This window comes from Burkholderia sp. 4M9327F10, assembly GCF_005503145.1.
Taxonomy (GTDB): Bacteria; Pseudomonadota; Gammaproteobacteria; order Burkholderiales; family Burkholderiaceae; genus Paraburkholderia.
Genome location: NZ_SCNV01000011.1, coordinates 36243 through 53285, shown reverse-complemented (window position 1 = coordinate 53285; position 17043 = coordinate 36243). Strand labels below are relative to the sequence as shown.

The 17043-nt window shown below is 61.4% G+C and carries 13 protein-coding genes; 11 read left to right on the top strand and 2 right to left on the bottom strand.

Annotated features, from left to right (window positions below; genetic code table 11):
• Window positions 1-29 precede the first annotated feature (29 nt).
• The 7 genes from FFS45_RS13315 (at window position 30) to FFS45_RS13285 (ending at window position 9463) form a co-directional block, all read left to right on the top strand.
• Complete coding sequence (locus FFS45_RS13315; RefSeq protein ID WP_137955111.1) at window positions 30-2093, top strand: NADH:flavin oxidoreductase; 2064 nt, start codon at window positions 30-32, stop codon at window positions 2091-2093.
• Window positions 2094-2095: 2 nt separating this feature from the next.
• Complete coding sequence (locus FFS45_RS13310; RefSeq protein ID WP_137955110.1) at window positions 2096-4015, top strand: (Fe-S)-binding protein; 1920 nt, start codon at window positions 2096-2098, stop codon at window positions 4013-4015.
• Between the two features lie 4 nt (window positions 4016-4019).
• Window positions 4020-5207: an electron transfer flavoprotein subunit alpha/FixB family protein gene (locus FFS45_RS13305; protein ID WP_137955109.1), complete on the top strand. Its 1188-nt coding sequence runs from the start codon at window positions 4020-4022 to the stop codon at window positions 5205-5207.
• Entirely contained in the window at window positions 5204-5989 is a 786-nt protein-coding gene (locus tag FFS45_RS13300; RefSeq protein ID WP_137955108.1) for an electron transfer flavoprotein subunit beta/FixA family protein, read from the top strand. The genes FFS45_RS13305 and FFS45_RS13300 overlap by 4 nt, the downstream gene beginning before the upstream one ends.
• A gap of 40 nt (window positions 5990-6029) precedes the next feature.
• Window positions 6030-7271: an aromatic ring-hydroxylating dioxygenase subunit alpha gene (locus FFS45_RS13295; RefSeq protein ID WP_137955107.1), complete on the top strand. Its 1242-nt coding sequence runs from the start codon at window positions 6030-6032 to the stop codon at window positions 7269-7271.
• A gap of 45 nt (window positions 7272-7316) precedes the next feature.
• Window positions 7317-8462: a hybrid-cluster NAD(P)-dependent oxidoreductase gene (locus FFS45_RS13290; protein ID WP_137955106.1), complete on the top strand. Its 1146-nt coding sequence runs from the start codon at window positions 7317-7319 to the stop codon at window positions 8460-8462.
• Window positions 8463-8644: 182 nt separating this feature from the next.
• A complete protein-coding gene (locus tag FFS45_RS13285; RefSeq protein ID WP_249362774.1) occupies window positions 8645-9463 on the top strand; it encodes a glycine betaine ABC transporter substrate-binding protein in 819 nt (272 codons plus the stop codon).
• A gap of 701 nt (window positions 9464-10164) precedes the next feature.
• Here the strand turns inward: FFS45_RS13285 and purU are convergent.
• Window positions 10165-11043, bottom strand: a complete 879-nt coding sequence (purU, locus tag FFS45_RS13275; RefSeq protein WP_137955103.1) for a formyltetrahydrofolate deformylase — start codon at window positions 11041-11043, stop codon at window positions 10165-10167.
• 216 nt (window positions 11044-11259) lie between these two features.
• Window positions 11260-12162: a LysR family transcriptional regulator gene (locus tag FFS45_RS13270; protein ID WP_137955102.1), complete on the bottom strand. Its 903-nt coding sequence runs from the start codon at window positions 12160-12162 to the stop codon at window positions 11260-11262.
• 148 nt (window positions 12163-12310) lie between these two features.
• Here FFS45_RS13270 and betC point away from each other — a divergent pair, with 148 nt between their 5' ends.
• From betC to FFS45_RS13250, 4 genes are all read left to right on the top strand, one after another.
• Window positions 12311-13849 carry a choline-sulfatase gene (gene betC / locus FFS45_RS13265; RefSeq protein WP_137955101.1) on the top strand — a complete coding sequence of 513 codons (1539 nt, stop codon included), beginning with the start codon at window positions 12311-12313 and terminating at the stop codon, window positions 13847-13849.
• Window positions 13850-14001: 152 nt separating this feature from the next.
• The gene (locus tag FFS45_RS13260) at window positions 14002-14904 is read left to right on the top strand and encodes a choline ABC transporter substrate-binding protein (RefSeq protein WP_249362773.1); all 903 of its coding nucleotides are present in this window, start codon (window positions 14002-14004) and stop codon (window positions 14902-14904) included.
• A 300-nt stretch (window positions 14905-15204) separates the two neighbouring features.
• Entirely contained in the window at window positions 15205-16344 is a 1140-nt protein-coding gene (locus FFS45_RS13255) for a porin (RefSeq protein WP_137955099.1), read from the top strand.
• Between the two features lie 122 nt (window positions 16345-16466).
• Window positions 16467-17003: a MarR family transcriptional regulator gene (locus FFS45_RS13250; protein WP_137955098.1), complete on the top strand. Its 537-nt coding sequence runs from the start codon at window positions 16467-16469 to the stop codon at window positions 17001-17003.
• Window positions 17004-17043 lie beyond the last annotated feature (40 nt).

The following is a 17043-nucleotide window of genomic DNA, read 5'->3' as shown; positions in this document are numbered from 1 at the left end:
TAATCGAACCCCGCCCGAGGTCGTCCGCGATGCGTTACCCGAACCTGTTCAAACCTTTGACGCTGAATCAGTTGACCTTGCGCAACCGCATAGTCAGCACCGCGCATGCCGAGGTCTATGCTGAACCGGGTGGCCTGCCCGGCGACCGCTATATCCGTTACTACGAGGAAAAGGCCAAGGGCGGTGTCGGCCTCGCGGTGTGCGGCGGATCGAGCCCGGTGTCGATCGACAGTCCGCAGGGCTGGTGGAAGTCGGTGAATCTCTCGACCGACAAGATCGTCGATCCGCTCGGACGCCTCGCTGAAGCAATGCACCGGCACGGCGCGAAGATCATGATTCAGGCGACGCATATGGGCCGCCGCTCGGCGTTTCATGGCGAACACTGGCCGCATCTGATGACGCCCTCGGGCGTGCGCGAACCCGTGCACCGCGGCAACGCCAAGATTATCGAAGTCGAGGAAATCCGCCGCATCATCGCGGACTTTGCCGCGGCGGCGAGGCGGGTGAAGCAGGCGGGCATGGACGGCATTGAGATTTCCGCCGCGCACCAGCATCTGATCGATCAGTTCTGGAGCCCGCGTACCAACTTCCGCTCCGATGAATGGGGCGGCAGTTTGCAGAACCGTTTGCGCTTCGGCGTGGAGGTGTTGACCGCCGTGCGTGAAGCCGTTGGACGCGATTTCTGTGTCGGCTTGCGCATGTGCGGCGACGAATTCCACGAGGACGGGCTGGACCACGAACAGTTGAAGGAGATCGCGCAGGCGATGTCCGAGACGGGGCTGATTGACTATATCGGCGTGATCGGTTCGGGTGCGGATACCCACAACACGCTGGCGAACTGCATGCCGCCGATGGCGCTGCCGCCGGAGCCGTTCGTGCATCTCGCAGCGGGGATCAAGTCGGTCGTGAAGCTGCCGGTGATGCACGCGCAGAGCATTCGCGATGCGGGTCAGGCGGAACGGCTGCTCGCCAACGGCATGGTGGATCTAGTCGGCATGACGCGCGCGCAGATTGCCGACCCGCATATGGTCATCAAGATCCGCGACGGACGGGAAGACGAAATCAAGCAGTGTGTGGGCGCGAACTATTGCATCGACCGCCAGTACAACGGTCTTGACGTGCTGTGCGTGCAGAACGCCGCGACCTCGCGTGAAGCGACCATGCCGCATGTGATCGAAAAGACACGCGGGCCGCGCCGCAAGGTGGTGGTGGTCGGCGCCGGGCCGGCGGGGCTCGAGGCGGCACGGGTGGCGCGTTCACGCGGCCATGATGTCGTGCTGTTCGAGAAGAGCGAAGCCGTCGGCGGTCAGATCATGCTGGCCGCGAAGGCGCCGCAGCGCGAACAGATGGCCGGCATTGTCCGCTGGTTCGATATGGAAACGAAACGTCTCGGCGTGGACCGGCGTCTGGGCGTCGCCGCGGATGACAAGATGATTCTCGCTGAGAAGCCGGACATCATCGTGCTTGCCACGGGTGGTTCGAGCTTCACGCAGCAGGTGCCGGCCTGGGGTGTAGACGAAGGCCTTGCGGTCAGCTCGTGGGACATTCTGGCGGGCCGCGTCGAGCCGAAACAGAACGTGCTCGTCTATGACGGCGTAAGCACCCATGCCGGCGCAGGCGTCGCTGACTTCATCGCCAGCCGCGGGTCGAAAGTCGAGATCGTCACGCCCGACGTCAAGGTGGCGGACGACGTCGGCGGCACGACTTTCCCGATTTTCTACCGCCGCCTCTATGCGCAGGGCGTGATCCATACGCCGAACTACTGGCTCGACCGCGTCTACGAAGAGGACGGCAAGAAGATTGCCGTGTTGCGCAACGAATACACCGAGGAGCAGGAGGAGCGTGCCGTCGATCAGGTGGTGATCGAGAACGGCAGCACGCCCAACGACGAACTGTACTGGAAGCTGAAGCCGGAATCGGTGAACCGCGGCCAGGTTGACGTCCACAAGCTGTTTGCAGCCGAGCCGCAGCCCTCGCTTTCGGAAGAGCTGGGCAATGGCCGCTTCCTGCTGTTCCGGGTCGGCGACTGCATCTCGATGCACAACATCCACGGCGCGATTTACGACGCGCTGCGCCTCTGCAAGGACTTCTAACGATGAGCCCGGCGTTTCTCATCACCGCGTTGCTGTGGGTCTCGGTTGCCGGTCTCGCGTTTGCGGTCGCGAAGCGTTCGTCTTACTGGCGGTTGGGACGCGCGACGGCCGCGGGCGCGTTCGGCTGGACCAACCTGCTGACTATCCCGAAGCGCTACTTTGTCGATCTGCATCACGTGGTGGCACGCGATCCGTACATCGCCAAGACGCACGTTGCCACGGCGGGGGGCGCGATTGCCGCGTTTGCGCTGGTGTTTCTCAACTATGGACTGGCGATTTACTCGCCATGGCTCGACAGGCTGATCTTTCTCGCGGCGCTGGTCATGCTGGTGGGGGCGGTGTTCGTCTGGCGCCGGCGTAGTGGGGCGAAAGCGGTGCCGGCGCGCCTGTCGCGCGGTCCGTGGGATACCTTGCCCTGGTTGCTCGGCTCCTTCGCCCTGGGGTTGCTGCTGTTCGTGCTGGTGCCCGCTTCGACGATGTCCGGTGGCCTCGCTGTGATTTTCGCGCTGCTGATTGCAGTGGGCGCGTTTGCCATGACCATGGGTGCCGCGCATGGCGGCCCGATGAAACATGCCTTGGCCGGGCTGTTGCATCTGGCGTTCCATCCACGGCAGGAGCGTTTTGCCGGTCACGCTGAGGTGCGCGCCGATGCGACGCCTCCGACGGCATTGAAAACACCTGTACTCGAACAGAACGAATACGGCGTGGGAAAGCCGGTGGAGTTTCGCTGGAACCAGTTGCTGAGCTTCGATGCCTGCGTGCAGTGCGGCAAGTGCGAAGCAGCATGCCCGGCATTTGCCGCGGGGCAGCCGCTCAATCCAAAGAAGCTGATTCAGGATCTGGTGACCGGCATGGTGGGCGGTTCGGATGCGGCCTACGCCGGCAGCCCGACGCCGGGGCTTACGGTCGGACAGCACATGGGTGCACCGGACCGGTCTATCGTCTCCAGCCTGATCGAAGCCGATACGCTGTGGTCGTGCACCACCTGCCGTGCCTGCGTGCAGGAGTGCCCGATGCTGATCGAGCATGTGGATGCGATTGTGGACATGCGCCGCAATCAGACGCTGGTGCACGGCACCGTGCCGGGCAAGGGCCCGGAAGTGCTGGCGAACCTGCGCGAGACCGGCACGGCAGGCGGCTACGACAAGGCCGCGCGCTACGATTGGGCGGTTGATCTGAATGCGCCGGTCGCACAAGCGGGCAAACCGGTCGACGTATTGCTGGTGGCGGGTGAAGGCGCGTTCGACATGCGTTACCAGCGCACCCTGCGCGCACTGGTGACGGTGTTGAACAAGGCCGGTGTCGACTACGCCGTGCTGGGCGGCGACGAAACCGATACCGGCGACGTTGCGCGGCGCCTCGGCGATGAAGCCACCTTCCAGCGGATGGCGAAGCAACTGGCCGGCACCTTGTCGAAGCTTTCGTTCAAGCGCATCGTTACCGCCGACCCACACGTCATGCATAGCCTGCGCAACGAATATCGTGCCTTGGGCACGCGTTTTGAAGTGCTGCACCACACGAGCCTGATCGCCAGCCTGGTCGCATCCGGCAAGCTATCGCCGAAGGCTGCCGAGACGCTGGCCGAGAAACGCATCACGTATCACGATCCCTGCTATCTGGGCCGCTATAACGGCGAGACGGAAGCGCCGCGGCAACTGCTCAAGTCGATCGGCATCAAGGTGGTCGAGATGGAGCGCAACGGCAAACGTGGCCGCTGCTGCGGCGGAGGCGGCGGTGCGCCTTTGACGGATATCCCCGGCAAGCAGCGCATCCCCGACATCCGGATTGCCGACGCGCGGGCGATTGGCGCCGAGGTGGTTGCGGTGGGCTGCCCGAACTGCACGGCGATGCTCGAAGGCGTGGTCGGTCCACGTCCGGAAGTGCTCGACGTGGCCGAACTCGTTGCCGCGGCGCTGGAGTGAAGCGATGAACACGATCCTCAAACGTATCGATCCGCGCAGGCCGTTCACGATTTCCGCGTCGGGACTCAGGCGTATTACGCTGGGCGCGGTGGTTGACGCAGCGGCTGTGTATGGGGAAGCGCTGGGTGGCTTACAGACCCATGCGCATGGTGGAGTTGTTGCCAGGCCGCGTCGTACCACGCAGGCGCCGCAACACACGTTGCTGGTGGTGGCTCATAGCGATCGCGGTTCGCTTGACGAGCACGCCCGTCAAACGCTGGCGGCCGCTGCTTTGATCGCCGATGCGCAAACCCAGGTTGCGTTGCTGGTGCTCGGTGAACTGAAAGACGACGCTGCCGTCCTCGGCGCCGACAAGATTATCGAGCTGGCGTCGTTCGACCGCCGCACGTTCGCACCGCAAAGCGAGTTGCAGGTGCTGGCGGCGTGCGTCGCGCAGCTTGCGCCCGCGCACATCGTGATGCCCGACAACGCAACTGGCGACGGCGACCTGGGCCGTCGTTACGCGGCCTATGCGAGGGTGAGCGTCGCTACGCATGTAGTTGAAATATCAGGTACGCACGTGGCTACCTATGTGCATGCAAAGAAGTCGTTTGCGACCCGTGCCTTGCCCGACGTCATCCTGCTGGCGGCGGGCGCGGTCGATCCGCGTCTGCCGTTTGTCGGCGCAGGCGAGCGGCTCGACATTCCCTCGCTGGTGACGGGCAACAAGCCGGCCAGCACGGCTTACCGCGACCTGGGCATCGAGGAAATCGACGCCGCTCAGGTTGCACTGGAAGAAGCCGACTTCATTGTCTCAGCCGGCAACGGCGTGACCGATGTCGGTGCGTTCGAGAAGCTGGCGGGCACATTGGGCGCGGCAATCGGCGCGAGCCGGGTGGCCGTCGACAACGGCATGTTCACGCGCGACAAGCAGATCGGCGCCACTGGCAAGACGGTCGAAGCGAGCGTGTATATCGCTTTCGGCATCTCGGGCGCGGTGCAGCATCTGCAGGGCATCAAGGACTGCCGCCACGTGATTGCCATCAATCTCGACGGCAGTGCGCCTATCGTCAAGCGCGCCAACCTGACCATTATCGGCGGCACGCAGACCACCATCGCCTCGTTGATCGAGGCCGTGGGGCTCGCGCGGGCGGCGCGTTCGCAGGCGGCACTACCGCTCACAGAAACGCTTGCCGAGGGAGTCGCAGCATGAGCACGAGCCGCAAACTGACACGGATTGCGGTGCTCGTTTCGGTGGGCCGTCACCCGGTAAGCGGGGTGGCGCGCTACAGCCGCAACGACGCCGCCGCACTCGAAATCGGCCGCACGTTGTCGCGCCAGCATGGTGCGCAACTCGATACGCTGCACGCCGGCGACCCGGCGAACCCGGCGCTGGAAGAGTATCTGGCGCTAGGAGCCGAGCATGTCGAAGTGCTTGCATGTGGCGAGCATGAGGATGCAGCCGCGGCGCTGGCCGCTCGCTTGCAGGACTACGACCTCGTTCTGACCGGCACGTGTGCGGAAGGCGCGTTCGATAGCGGCATGCTGCCATATGAGCTTGCCGATGCGCTCGGTTATCCGCTGGTCGGCGCGGCCGTCGACGTTGCGGTCGACGAGGCGCACGTCACGGTGCGGCAATTTCTGCCGAAAGGTGTTCGTAGGCGTGTTGAGGCCGCGTTACCCGCCGTGGTGGCCGTGCATCCGCTTGCCGGCGTCACGCCGCGCTATGCGTATGCCCGCCAGCGGGCCGGCTCGATCGATACCTCGCATGTCGCGCCGCCTTTGAGCGCCGACGCCGCCGAATGGAGCATTGCCGCCGCACAGCGCAAGCCGGTTCGCCTCGCCGCGCAGGAGAAGCGCTCGGGCCACGCGCGCATGCTCTCGGCGACCACCACCGAGAGCCGTGGCGGCAGCGTCGTAATTGAAGGGACTTCGGTCGAAAAAGCACAAGTGATACTCGGCTATTTGCGCGAGCATCAACTCATCGATTACTGATTTGCGCCGCACCACGGCCCCAGCAATTCCGGAGCACAAGATGAAAGTATCGGCAGACATTCACGCGCTGGTCGACCGGCGCAAGAAGGGTTACAGCCTCGAAGCGCCGTTTTATCTGAGCGAGGACATTTTCGCGCTCGACATGGAAGCGATCTTCCGCAAGCACTGGATTCAGGTCGCAGTCGAGCCGGATATTCCCGAGCCAGGCGACTACACGACCGTTCAGCTCGGCAGCGACTCGATCCTGATCGTGCGCGACGACGACATGCAGGTGAGGGCGTTTCACAACGTCTGCCGCCACCGCGGCGCGCGTCTGTGCAATGAGGACAAGGGCTCGGTCGGCAATATCGTCTGTCCGTATCACAGCTGGACCTACAACCTGACCGGCCAGTTGATGTTTGCCGAGCATATGGGCGAGCAGTTCGACCGCTGCAAGCACAGCCTCAAAACGGTGCATGTGCAGAGCCTTGGCGGTCTGATTTTCATTTGCCTGGCAGAGGAGCCGCCGGTCGACTTCGAGATGATGCGCGCCGCGATGGAGCCTTATCTGTTGCCGCACGATCTGCCGAACTGCAAGATCGCCGCCACGATCGACATCATCGAGAAAGGCAATTGGAAGCTGACGATGGAGAACAATCGCGAGTGCTATCACTGCGTCGCGAACCATCCCGAGCTGACCATTTCGCTTTACGAGTATGGCTTTGGTTATCAGCCGTCTCCGGCCAACGCCGAAGGTATGGCCGCATTCGAGCGCACCTGTCTGGAACGGACCGCGCAGTGGGAAGCGCTGGACCTGCCCTCGGTTGAAGTGGAGCACTTGTCGGATGTGACGGGTTTCCGCACTCAACGCCTGCCGCTCGATCGCAGCGGCGAATCGCAGACGCTCGATGCAAAGGTGGCTTCGAAAAAGCTGCTGGGCGAATTCAAGCAAGCCGATCTGGGCGGTCTGTCATTCTGGACTCAACCGAACTCATGGCACCACTTCATGAGCGATCACATTGTGACGTTCTCGGTGATTCCGCTCTCGGCGGGCGAAACGCTGGTGCGCACGAAATGGCTCGTGCACAAGGATGCGAAGGAAGGCATCGATTACGACGTGAAGAACCTCACCGCCGTATGGAACGCGACCAACGATCAGGATCGCGCGCTGGTGGAGTATTCGCAGCGTGGCGCCGCGAGCAGCGCTTATGAACCGGGGCCGTATTCGCCGTTCACCGAAGGGCTCGTCGAGAAATTCAGCGACTGGTATATCCGGCGCCTCGCAGCACAGATCGACAACTGAAGACTGATTTCACAACCGGATGCCTGGCGGCAGGTGGAGCGAACAATGATGCGGGATGCGGCAACCTTCGAACCCGTTGAAAGCCGGCTGACCCAGCCGCAATTCTGGGGCGCGCTGCCGGCACGCTGGACGAGCGACGTCGAAGAGACGCTCGTCTGCTGCCAGGTCCGTCAGGAAACGCACGACGTGAAGAGCTTTTTCTTCCGTTCACCGGCCGGGCATGCGTTTTCTTTCGAACCGGGCCAGTTCGTGACGCTCGAACTCGAAATTGACGGCGAGACGATCAACCGCTGCTATACGATTTCCTCGTCGCCAACACGCCCGCATACGATTTCAATTACCGTGAAGCGCGTGCCGGGCGGCAAGGTGTCGAACTGGCTGCACGACAATCTGCAAGCCGGTGCGCAAGTACGCGTGCTCGGACCGGCCGGGGAGTTTACCTGCGCGCGGCATCCGGCGCGCAAGTACCTGTTCCTCTCGGCGGGTTCGGGCATTACTCCGCTCATGTCGATGAGCCGCGCACATCACGAGTTGAGCGAAGACCGCGACATTGTGTTCGTCCATAGTGCCCGCACGCCGGACGACATCATCTTTGCGCGCGAACTCGATCTGATTGCAGCCAACCAGAGCAATTTCCGCACGTCGTTCGTGTGTGAGCGGCTTGGTGCGCGAACCAACTGGCCAGGCGTAACGGGGTTTCTGACCCTGCCACTGCTCAAGCTGATTGCACCGGATTTCATGGAGCGCGAGATATTCACTTGCGGTCCAGCGCCCTATATGAAGGCTCTGCGTGACCTGCTCGACGAAGCAGGGTTTGAGCGCAAGCACTACCACGAAGAGAGCTTTTCCTTCGAGACGCTCGTTGAAGCAGCGCCCGAACTGCTTGCGGAAACGGCGCCGGACGCTTTGGATGCAGCGCCCGCGGCGGCCACGTTTGCCGTGAGCTTCACGCGCAGTAACCGGGAAATTGTTTGCGGTACCGATCAGCACGTGCTCGACGCAGCACGGCAGGCTGGTGTGCGTTTGCCAGCATCGTGTACACAAGGGATGTGCGGCACTTGCAAGGTGAAGCTGGTATCGGGCCAGGTGGAGATGAAACACAACGGCGGCATCCGCCAGCGCGAGATCGATCAGGGCATGGTGCTGTTGTGCTGCAGCAAGCCGCTAACGGATCTGGTGGTTGAGAAATAGTCTGCGGAATCAGCGGTGTATGCAGGTCGCATTTAGGCAAACAGGTGTCGCAAAGCTTACTTCGTGGGGATTTCTGGCTGGGGATTCTAAAGACTCACCGCGTGGGCGGGTACAAGGAGATCATCATGAAGGTCATGAAAAAGCGGCTGCTTTGCAGCGCCTTGGGTGCTGTGCTGATTACGATGCTGGGCGCGACCATGACGGCGACTGCGGACACGAAGCCGACCATCAAGATCGGCTACGTGGAGGGGTGGGACGATAGCGTGGCGACGTCGAACGTGGCTGCTGAGGTGATCGAAAAGCGATTGGGTTATCCGGTTCAACTGGTTCCGGTGGCGGCCGGCATCATGTGGCAGGGCGTTGCGCGCGGCGATCTGGATGCGACGCTTTCGGCCTGGTTGCCGGTGACGCAGGGGGCTTACTGGGACCAGTTCAAGACCAAGGTGGCCGATCTCGGGACTAACTTCCCGGACGCGAAGATTGGGCTGATTGTGCCGGCCGATGTGCCGGAGAAGAGTATTAGCGATCTGGCGGAGCACAAGGCGGATTTCGGCGGGCGCATTGTTGGGATTGATGCTGGTGCGGGTGTGATGAAGAAAACCGACGACGCCATCAAGGCTTATAACCTTGACTATCAGTTGATGCCGAGTTCGGGCAGTGCGATGACTGCTGAGCTTGCGCGTTCCATGCATGCTAACAAGCCTGTGATCGTTACGGGGTGGGCGCCGCATTGGATGTTTGCCAAGTGGAAGCTTAAGTTTCTTGATGATCCCAAGAAGGTTTATGGTGAGGCTGAGCATGTCGATAACGTTGTTAACCCTTCGCTTGAGACTAAGGCTGCGCCTGTTGTTGCGTTTTTGAAGAAGTTTCAGTGGAAGCCGGGGGAGATTGATAGCGTCATGCTGGCTACGGAGAATGGGGCTAAGCCTGCGGCGGCGGCAGATGCCTGGATTGCTGCGCACGCTGATAGGGTGGATAGTTGGGTGGGGGGGGCGCAATAACTTTTTTTTGCCTACGGCGTTTTGGTTGGTGTTTATGGGGTGTTGGCCTTTCCTTGTTTTGTTATCGGTCTATTGGCGTTGCCCCTGTGCGGGGCGGCACCTACTTTTCTTTGCCGCCGCAAAGAAAAGTAGGCAAAAGAAAGCGGGCTGCAACCGCCAGCTTGTAGTGAGCCATCCCAGTTTGCCACGGGGAACGGCCCAAGACGAGACCCGCCCTCGCACACTCCCCCTCAGTGACAAAGCACTCATCCGCTCCAGCGTCGCGCTGCGCGCCCCGCTGAAGGGAATGGCACCGATTGCGAGCTATGTAGGTATACTAAATATTACGCTTACTTAACCGGCCTTCCCCTGCAGACCCATCCGCGACGCACGAAGTGCGGAGTGGGGTGGATGAGCGCTGTGTCACGAAGGTGGAGTTTGCGAGGGCAGGTCTCGTCTTGGGCCGTTTCCGGTAGTAAACCTAGATGGCTCACTACCGGCTGGCGGTTGCAGCCCGCTTTCTTTGCTTACTTTCTTTGCGGCGGCAAAGAAAGTAAGTGCCGCCCCGCACAGGGGCAACGCCAATAGACCGAAAACAAAACAAGGAAAGGCCAACACCGCAAGAACACAGCCAGGGGCAACGCCAATAAACCAAAAACAAAGCAAGGAAGCGCCAACACCGCCAGAACACCAACCAAAACGCCGTAGGCAAAAAACCCCCATCAAATCACCACAGTCCTCTCCCCATTAATAAAAACCCTCCTCTCAACAAAAGCCTTAACCGCCCTGGCAAGAGTAATACACTCAACATCCCGCCCCACAGCAAGCAGCCGCTCAGGCCCATAAGAGTGATCAACCCGCTCAACCACCTGCTCAATAATAGGCCCTTCATCAAGATCATCAGTAACGAAATGCGCAGTAGCCCCAATCAACTTAACCCCTCGCGCATACGCCTGATGATAAGGCTTAGCCCCCTTAAACCCCGGCAAGAACGAATGATGAATATTGATCGCCCGCCCAGCAAGCGCCCGGCTGGTTCCGTCTGAAAGAATCTGCATATACCGCGCAAGAATCATCAACTCAGCCCCGCTGGACTCAAAAATCTCCAGCACCTGGGCCTCCTGCGAAGCACGCGTCTCCGCACTAACAGGCAGATGCCGAAACGCCAACCCATGCTGCGCCGCAAGCCCCTCAAGATCAGGGTGATTCGACACCACCCCAACAATGTCCATCTTCAACTCCCCCATCTTCCAGCGGAACAGCAAATCCGCAAGACAGTGTTCGAGCTTCGACACCAGAATCAAAACCTTCGGCCGCACCGCGACATCGTGAATCGCCCATGTCATCTCGAAGTCGGCAGCAATAGGCGCAAACTCGCGCCGCAGCACATCAATCTGCAAAGGCAAGGCGGGCGCGGCTGCCACCCCATGAAACACGCAGCGCACAAAAAACCGCGTACTGATCTCGTCGTCGAAGACCGTCAACTCGTCGATATAGCAATGGTGCCGCTCCAGAAAACCAACAACGGCGGCAACCTGGCCTGCCGCGCTCGGGCACGAGAGGGTCAGGGCGAACTGGTGGGAACGATCGGTGGCGGGCATGCGGGTCCTTGGCTTCAATAGGAAAACCCGCGCTGGCGCAAGCAGAACAGCCGACTGCGCGCGGGAATGCTGAAGTAAATCAGGCCAGATATCCCGCGAATAGAATCGAAACGCCGTGATGCTGGTATCAGTGCGTCAGCGCCTTGTGCTGCGACACATGCACAGCTTCATGCAGCTTCAAGCAGCGTCAGGCGCCGCGCCGCCGCATCGGGCGGATCAGGCGCATTCGTCGAACAGCCATCTCCGGAACAACGGCACCGCCGCGGCCTCTGGCCGAGCCTGGGGACGCACCAGGAAATAGCCACGCGAGGTCACCACCGGCTCGTCGAGCAGTTTGACCAACTGGCCGGTTGCCACCAGTTCGTCGATCAGAGGCGTCCAGCCCAGCGCAATCCCCTGGTTCATCAGCACCGCGTGAATCACCAGCGCGTAACTGTTAAACGTGATGCCGTCCCGGTCCGCAGGCGGATTGAGCCCCTGAGCGGCAAACCAGTCGCTCCATGCCAGCCAGCGCTCCGGTTTGGTCGGTTGCACGTGCAGCAGCGGCAGGCGCACGAGGTCGGCGGCATCGGTCATCTGCGGATGTGCCGCGCGAAACGCGGGTGAGCACACCGGCGTGACTTCCTCGGGGAAGAGCCGCGTCGCGGTGCACGGCGCCCAGTCGCCATCGCCGAAGACGATGGCGATGTCCGCATGGTCGTGGCGTGGGTCGAAAGCTGCTTGCGATGTGACGATCTTCACGTTCACATCCGGCATCAACTGCTTTAGACGTGTGAGCCGCGGCATCAGCCAATAGGTCGCAAAACCGAAATCGGTCAGGATGGTCAGGGCGCCGCTCGCGCGGCGGGCGCGAATGTCGGCGGTGGCTTCGCGCAAGGTGTCGAGGCTCTGGCTGACTGCTTCGAACAGCCGTTCACCTTCGGGCGTGAGCGACACGCCGCGGTGCCCGCGCGCGAACAGCGGTGTGCCGAGGTCTTCTTCCAGTTGCACGACGCGCTGGCTGACCGCCGGCTGGGTGGAGCCGAGTTCGCGCGCCGCGGCCGTAAAGCTGGCGAGTCGCGCTGCCGATTCGAACACCGACAAGGTCTGCATTGGCGGCAAACGGTCCTGTCTCGACATAACTCCCCCTTATGGGCCCATAAGCATTGAGCACCTTCACAGTGCGTTTATGAGCGGCAATAGTGAAGACACTCGCGCATGGCACGGTAAGCCGCAAAGCCGGGCATTCGCCGCGCGGAAATCTTCAAGATTCTAATCGACCCCGCTCATGAGCCTTAACACAAAGCAGAATATCCTTATCTTGATGGCGGACCAGATGACGCCGTTTGCGTTGCGGGCATATGGCCATAAGATTTCGCACACGCCGCGTCTCGATGCGCTCGCCCAGGAAGGGGTTGTGTTCGACTCCGCTTATTGCGCAAGTCCGCTGTGCGCCCCAGCGCGCTTTTCGATGCTGGCGGGCAAATTGCCGTCCAACATAGGTGCCTACGATAACGCCGCCGAATTCCCGGCGCAAACCCTGACGTTTGCGCACTATCTGCGGGCGGCAGGCTATCGCACCATCCTGTCGGGCAAGATGCATTTCTGCGGCCCGGATCAGTTGCACGGTTTCGAGGAGCGGCTCACCACCGACATCTATCCTGCCGACTTCGGCTGGGTGCCCGATTGGTCGCAACCGGAAGTGCGCCCAAGCTGGTATCACAACATGAGCTCGGTGCTCGATGCCGGTCCGTGCGTGCGCACCAATCAGCTCGATTTCGACGATGAAGTCACCTTCACCGCGCGCCAGAAGCTCTTCGACATCGCCCGCGAAAGGCAGGCAGGACGCGATCCGCGGCCGTTCTGCCTGGTGGCCTCGCTCACGCATCCGCACGACCCCTATGCGATTCCCCAGGAGTACTGGGACTTGTACCGCGACGACGAGATCGATCTGCCGCGCACGTCGTTGAGCGCGCAGCAAAGCGATCCGCATTCGCAGCGCTTGCGCGTGGTCTGCGAGACGGATCGTACGCCGCCCACCGTGCAGCAGGTCCGCAATGCGCGCCATGCCTACTATGGAGCGCTGTCGTACGTCGACCGGCAGTTCGGCGCCATTCTGGATGCGCTCGATGCGACGGGTCTCACCGACGACACCATCGTGATCGTCACCTCGGACCACGGGGAGATGCTCGGCGAGCGCGGCCTCTGGTACAAGATGACGTGTCTCGAGGGCGGTATCCGCGTGCCGCTGATCGTGCACGCGCCTAAGCACTTTGCCGCGCATCGCGTGTCGGCCTCGGTATCGCATCTCGATCTGCTGCCGACGCTCGTCGAACTCGCGACCGGTGCGCCGCGCAGCGAGTGGCCGGACCCCGTCGACGGCCGCAGTCTTGTGCCGCATCTGCGAGGCGATGGCGGGCACGATGAGGCGATCGGCGAATATCTGGCCGAAGGCGCGATTGCGCCGTTGGTGATGATCCGGCGGGGCGACTTCAAATACATTCATTCGCCGGTCGATCCCGACCAGCTCTTCAATCTGGCTGCCGATCCGCAAGAGCTCACCAACCTCGCCACCAATCCCGCGTTCGCTGAGTTGCTTGAGTCCTTGCGCGACGAAACCGCTCGCCGCTGGAATCTACCCGCGCTGCACGAAGCCGTCCTGGCCAGCCAGAAGCGGCGCCGCTTCCACTTTGAGGCGACGACGCAGGGCCGCATCCAGTCGTGGGACTGGCAGCCCTTCAGCGACGCCAGCCAGCGCTACATGCGCAACCATATCGAACTCGACACGCTGGAGGCCATGGCGCGCTTTCCGCGTGTCACGCCGTAGCCTCCGCCCACCCGGCACATTGAGCGCACATTGAATCCACCTTGAGCGCAGCGATCGCACCCGACGAACCGAACGAATTGACTGAACCGGAGCCGAGCATGAACAAACGCTGGACCTTATTGTTTTTGACGCTGTTCGCCACGCTGTGCGGCATGACAAGCGTCACGGCTGACGCGGCGGACCCGCAAAGCTGCACGCAGGTCCGCATGGCCGATCCTGGCTGGACCGATATCGACGCGACCAATGCCGTCACTGGCCTGCTCCTGAAGGCCCTCGGCTATCAGCAGAACGTTTCCAATCTGTCCGTGCCGATTACCTATCAGGGCTTGAAGAAAGGGCAGATCGACGTGTTCCTCGGCAACTGGATGCCTGCTCAGGGGCCGCTGGTCAAGCCGTTCATCGAAGAGCATTCGGTGGACGTGTTGCACGCGAACCTGACCAATGCCAAGTTCACGCTGGCGGTGCCGGACTATGTCGCCGCCGCGGGGGTGCATTCGTTCGCCGATCTCGTCAAACATGCCGATCAGTTCGACGACAAGATCTACGGTATCGAGCCGGGGGCGCCGGCTAACCAGAACATCAAGAAAATGATTGCCGACAAGGCGTTTGGTCTCGGCGACTGGAAGCTGGTGGAGTCCAGCGAAACCGGCATGCTGACCCAGGTGGAACGGGCCGTGCGAGACAAAAAGTGGATTGTGTTCCTTGCCTGGGAGCCTCATCTGATGAACACCCGGTTTCATCTCACGTACCTGTCGGGCGGTGACGCGTACTTCGGCCCTAACTATGGAGGCGCGACGGTCAATACGGTCGCCCGTGCGGGCTTCGCAGGGCAGTGCGCGAACCTCGCCAGGCTGTTCCAGCAGGTCACATTCAACGTCGATCTCGAGAATCAGATCATTGCTAACGTGCTGCAAAACAAGGTCGATGTGAATACGGCTGCGCTTCATGCCTTGCAGGCCAACCCGGCGTTGCTGTCAACGTGGTTGAACGGCGTAACGACCATTAACGGTGCAGATGGGTTGCATGCGGTTCAGTCGTCATTAGGACTGCATTAGATTTAACCACTGCCACATCAAGCGCGCTGCACGTCCCCCCAGGCGCGCCCCGTGCTCGCTGCGTTGCAGCACGCCTTTAGCATTTTCCCTTGTTGTCGCAATCAGACCAATCAGCGTCGCCTTTGGTCGAGTTGCCGCAAATATGGGCTTGTACTGTCCCAGCATCGCCGCGTGGGTTTGCGTGGAAATACGCGGCGGGCGCTCTGAAGACAGCGCGTCATTCCAGCAAGATCGGGCAGTTCCGCTGCGGTTGATGCGGAACGCTCTTCCCATCGACAAAGGCAAGAGAGAACGTCACATATGAAAAGAACGAATGCCGCAGCACTGTCTGGTGTAGCCTTTGCGCTTGCCAGTCTTCCCGCCGTGAGTCAGGCCCAAAGCAGCGTGACGCTGTATGGGATTGTCGACGCGGGCATTACCTACGTCAGCAATACCGGTGGCTCGCATGTCGTCAAGTTCGACGACGGCATCGCATACGGCAACCGTATCGGTTTCAAGGGTACGGAGGATCTCGGCGGTGGCCTGTCTGCCGTATTCGTTCTCGAGAGCGGCTTTCACCTGGGTACCGGCAAGCTCGCGTTCGACGGCGCAGAGTTCGGCCGCCAGGCATATGTCGGCCTGAAAAACCAGTGGGGCACGCTGTCGTTCGGCAATCAGCTCGACCTGACCAACGAGATGGTGTCCATTTACAACATCTCGGCCTGGGGCAGCGGCTATGCGATCCACCAGGGCGACTTCGACCGCTTCAATGGCGACCGGCTGCCCAACTCAGTGAAGTTTGTCTCGAACGAATTCGCGGGCTTTACGTTCGGCGGCCTGTATTCGTTTGGCGGTGTCGCGGGCGACTTCCATCAGGACAGCGCCTACAGCCTGGGCGCGCACTATGCGAACGGTCCGTTCACAATGGGCGTGGCCTACACGCAGTTGAACAATCCGTTCGGTATCTACGCATTCGATCCGTATGCGATGATCGGCACGAGCACCTTCCTCGGCCGTCCGACCATTAGCGTCAGTCCAAGCGGCGCGATTACCGATCTGTATGCGAACACGCCGTTCGCCGTCGACAAGCAGGGCACGTTCGGCGTAGGCACCAGCTACGCCATCGGCAATGTGACCTTGAATGTGAACTATACCTACACGACCATCAAGGCATACGGCGAGTCGTCGCACATGCAGGTGGGCGAGGGCGGGGCGAACTGGCAGATCACGCCGGCGTTCAGCGCGATCGGCGGCTACCAGTACACGACCTTCGAAGGGCATCACTGGAACCAGGGCACGCTGGGCCTGCACTACCTGCTGTCGAAACGCACGGACGTGTATATCTCGGGCGACTATCTGAAGGCGTCGAACGGGGTGAATGCGGTGATCGGCTATAGCTTCGCGCCGTCGACCACGAGCACCCAGTCGGATGTGCGGATCGGCATGCGGCATTCGTTCTAGGCGGCGGAGCGGGAAGGACATGGCGGCAGCGGGAACGTGCTTTCCCCGCCGCTTGCCCTGTTGTGCAAGCAGTCAGTTATTTCTGTCTTGACAGAAATAACTGACTGCTCTAAATTTGCCACATGGAACTTACACCGGTCGCACAGCGCTTTGTTCTGCATTGGGGTGAAATGGGCTCACGCTGGGGCGTGAACCGCACCGTCGCGCAGATTCACGCGCTCCTTTACCTCACAGGCCAGCCGCTAACGGCGGAAGACATCGCAGACACGCTCGGCGTGGCGCGCTCTAACGTCAGTACCAGCCTGAAAGAGCTGCAATCGTGGCGGCTCGTACGCATCACCCATGTGATGGGCGATCGGCGCGATCACTTTGAAACCTCCACGGATATCTGGGAACTGTTCAAGCTGATTGTGGAAGGACGCAAGCAGCGCGAGATCGATCCCACGCTCACGGTGCTGCGCGATTGCCTGACGAATCCGGAGATCGAGGACGAAAGCGCCGAGACCCAGAAGCGTATCCGGCAGACGCTGGAATTCATGGAGACGCTTACGACGTGGTCTGACGAGATGCTGCGCATGAAACCGGAGACCTTGATGAAGACGCTAGGCATGGGGGCGAAGATTAGCCGCACCGTGCGCGGCAAGCCGAAACAGGGTTAGGCCGCCAGCAAGAGGTAGAAGGCGGCAAGGAGCGGGCGGA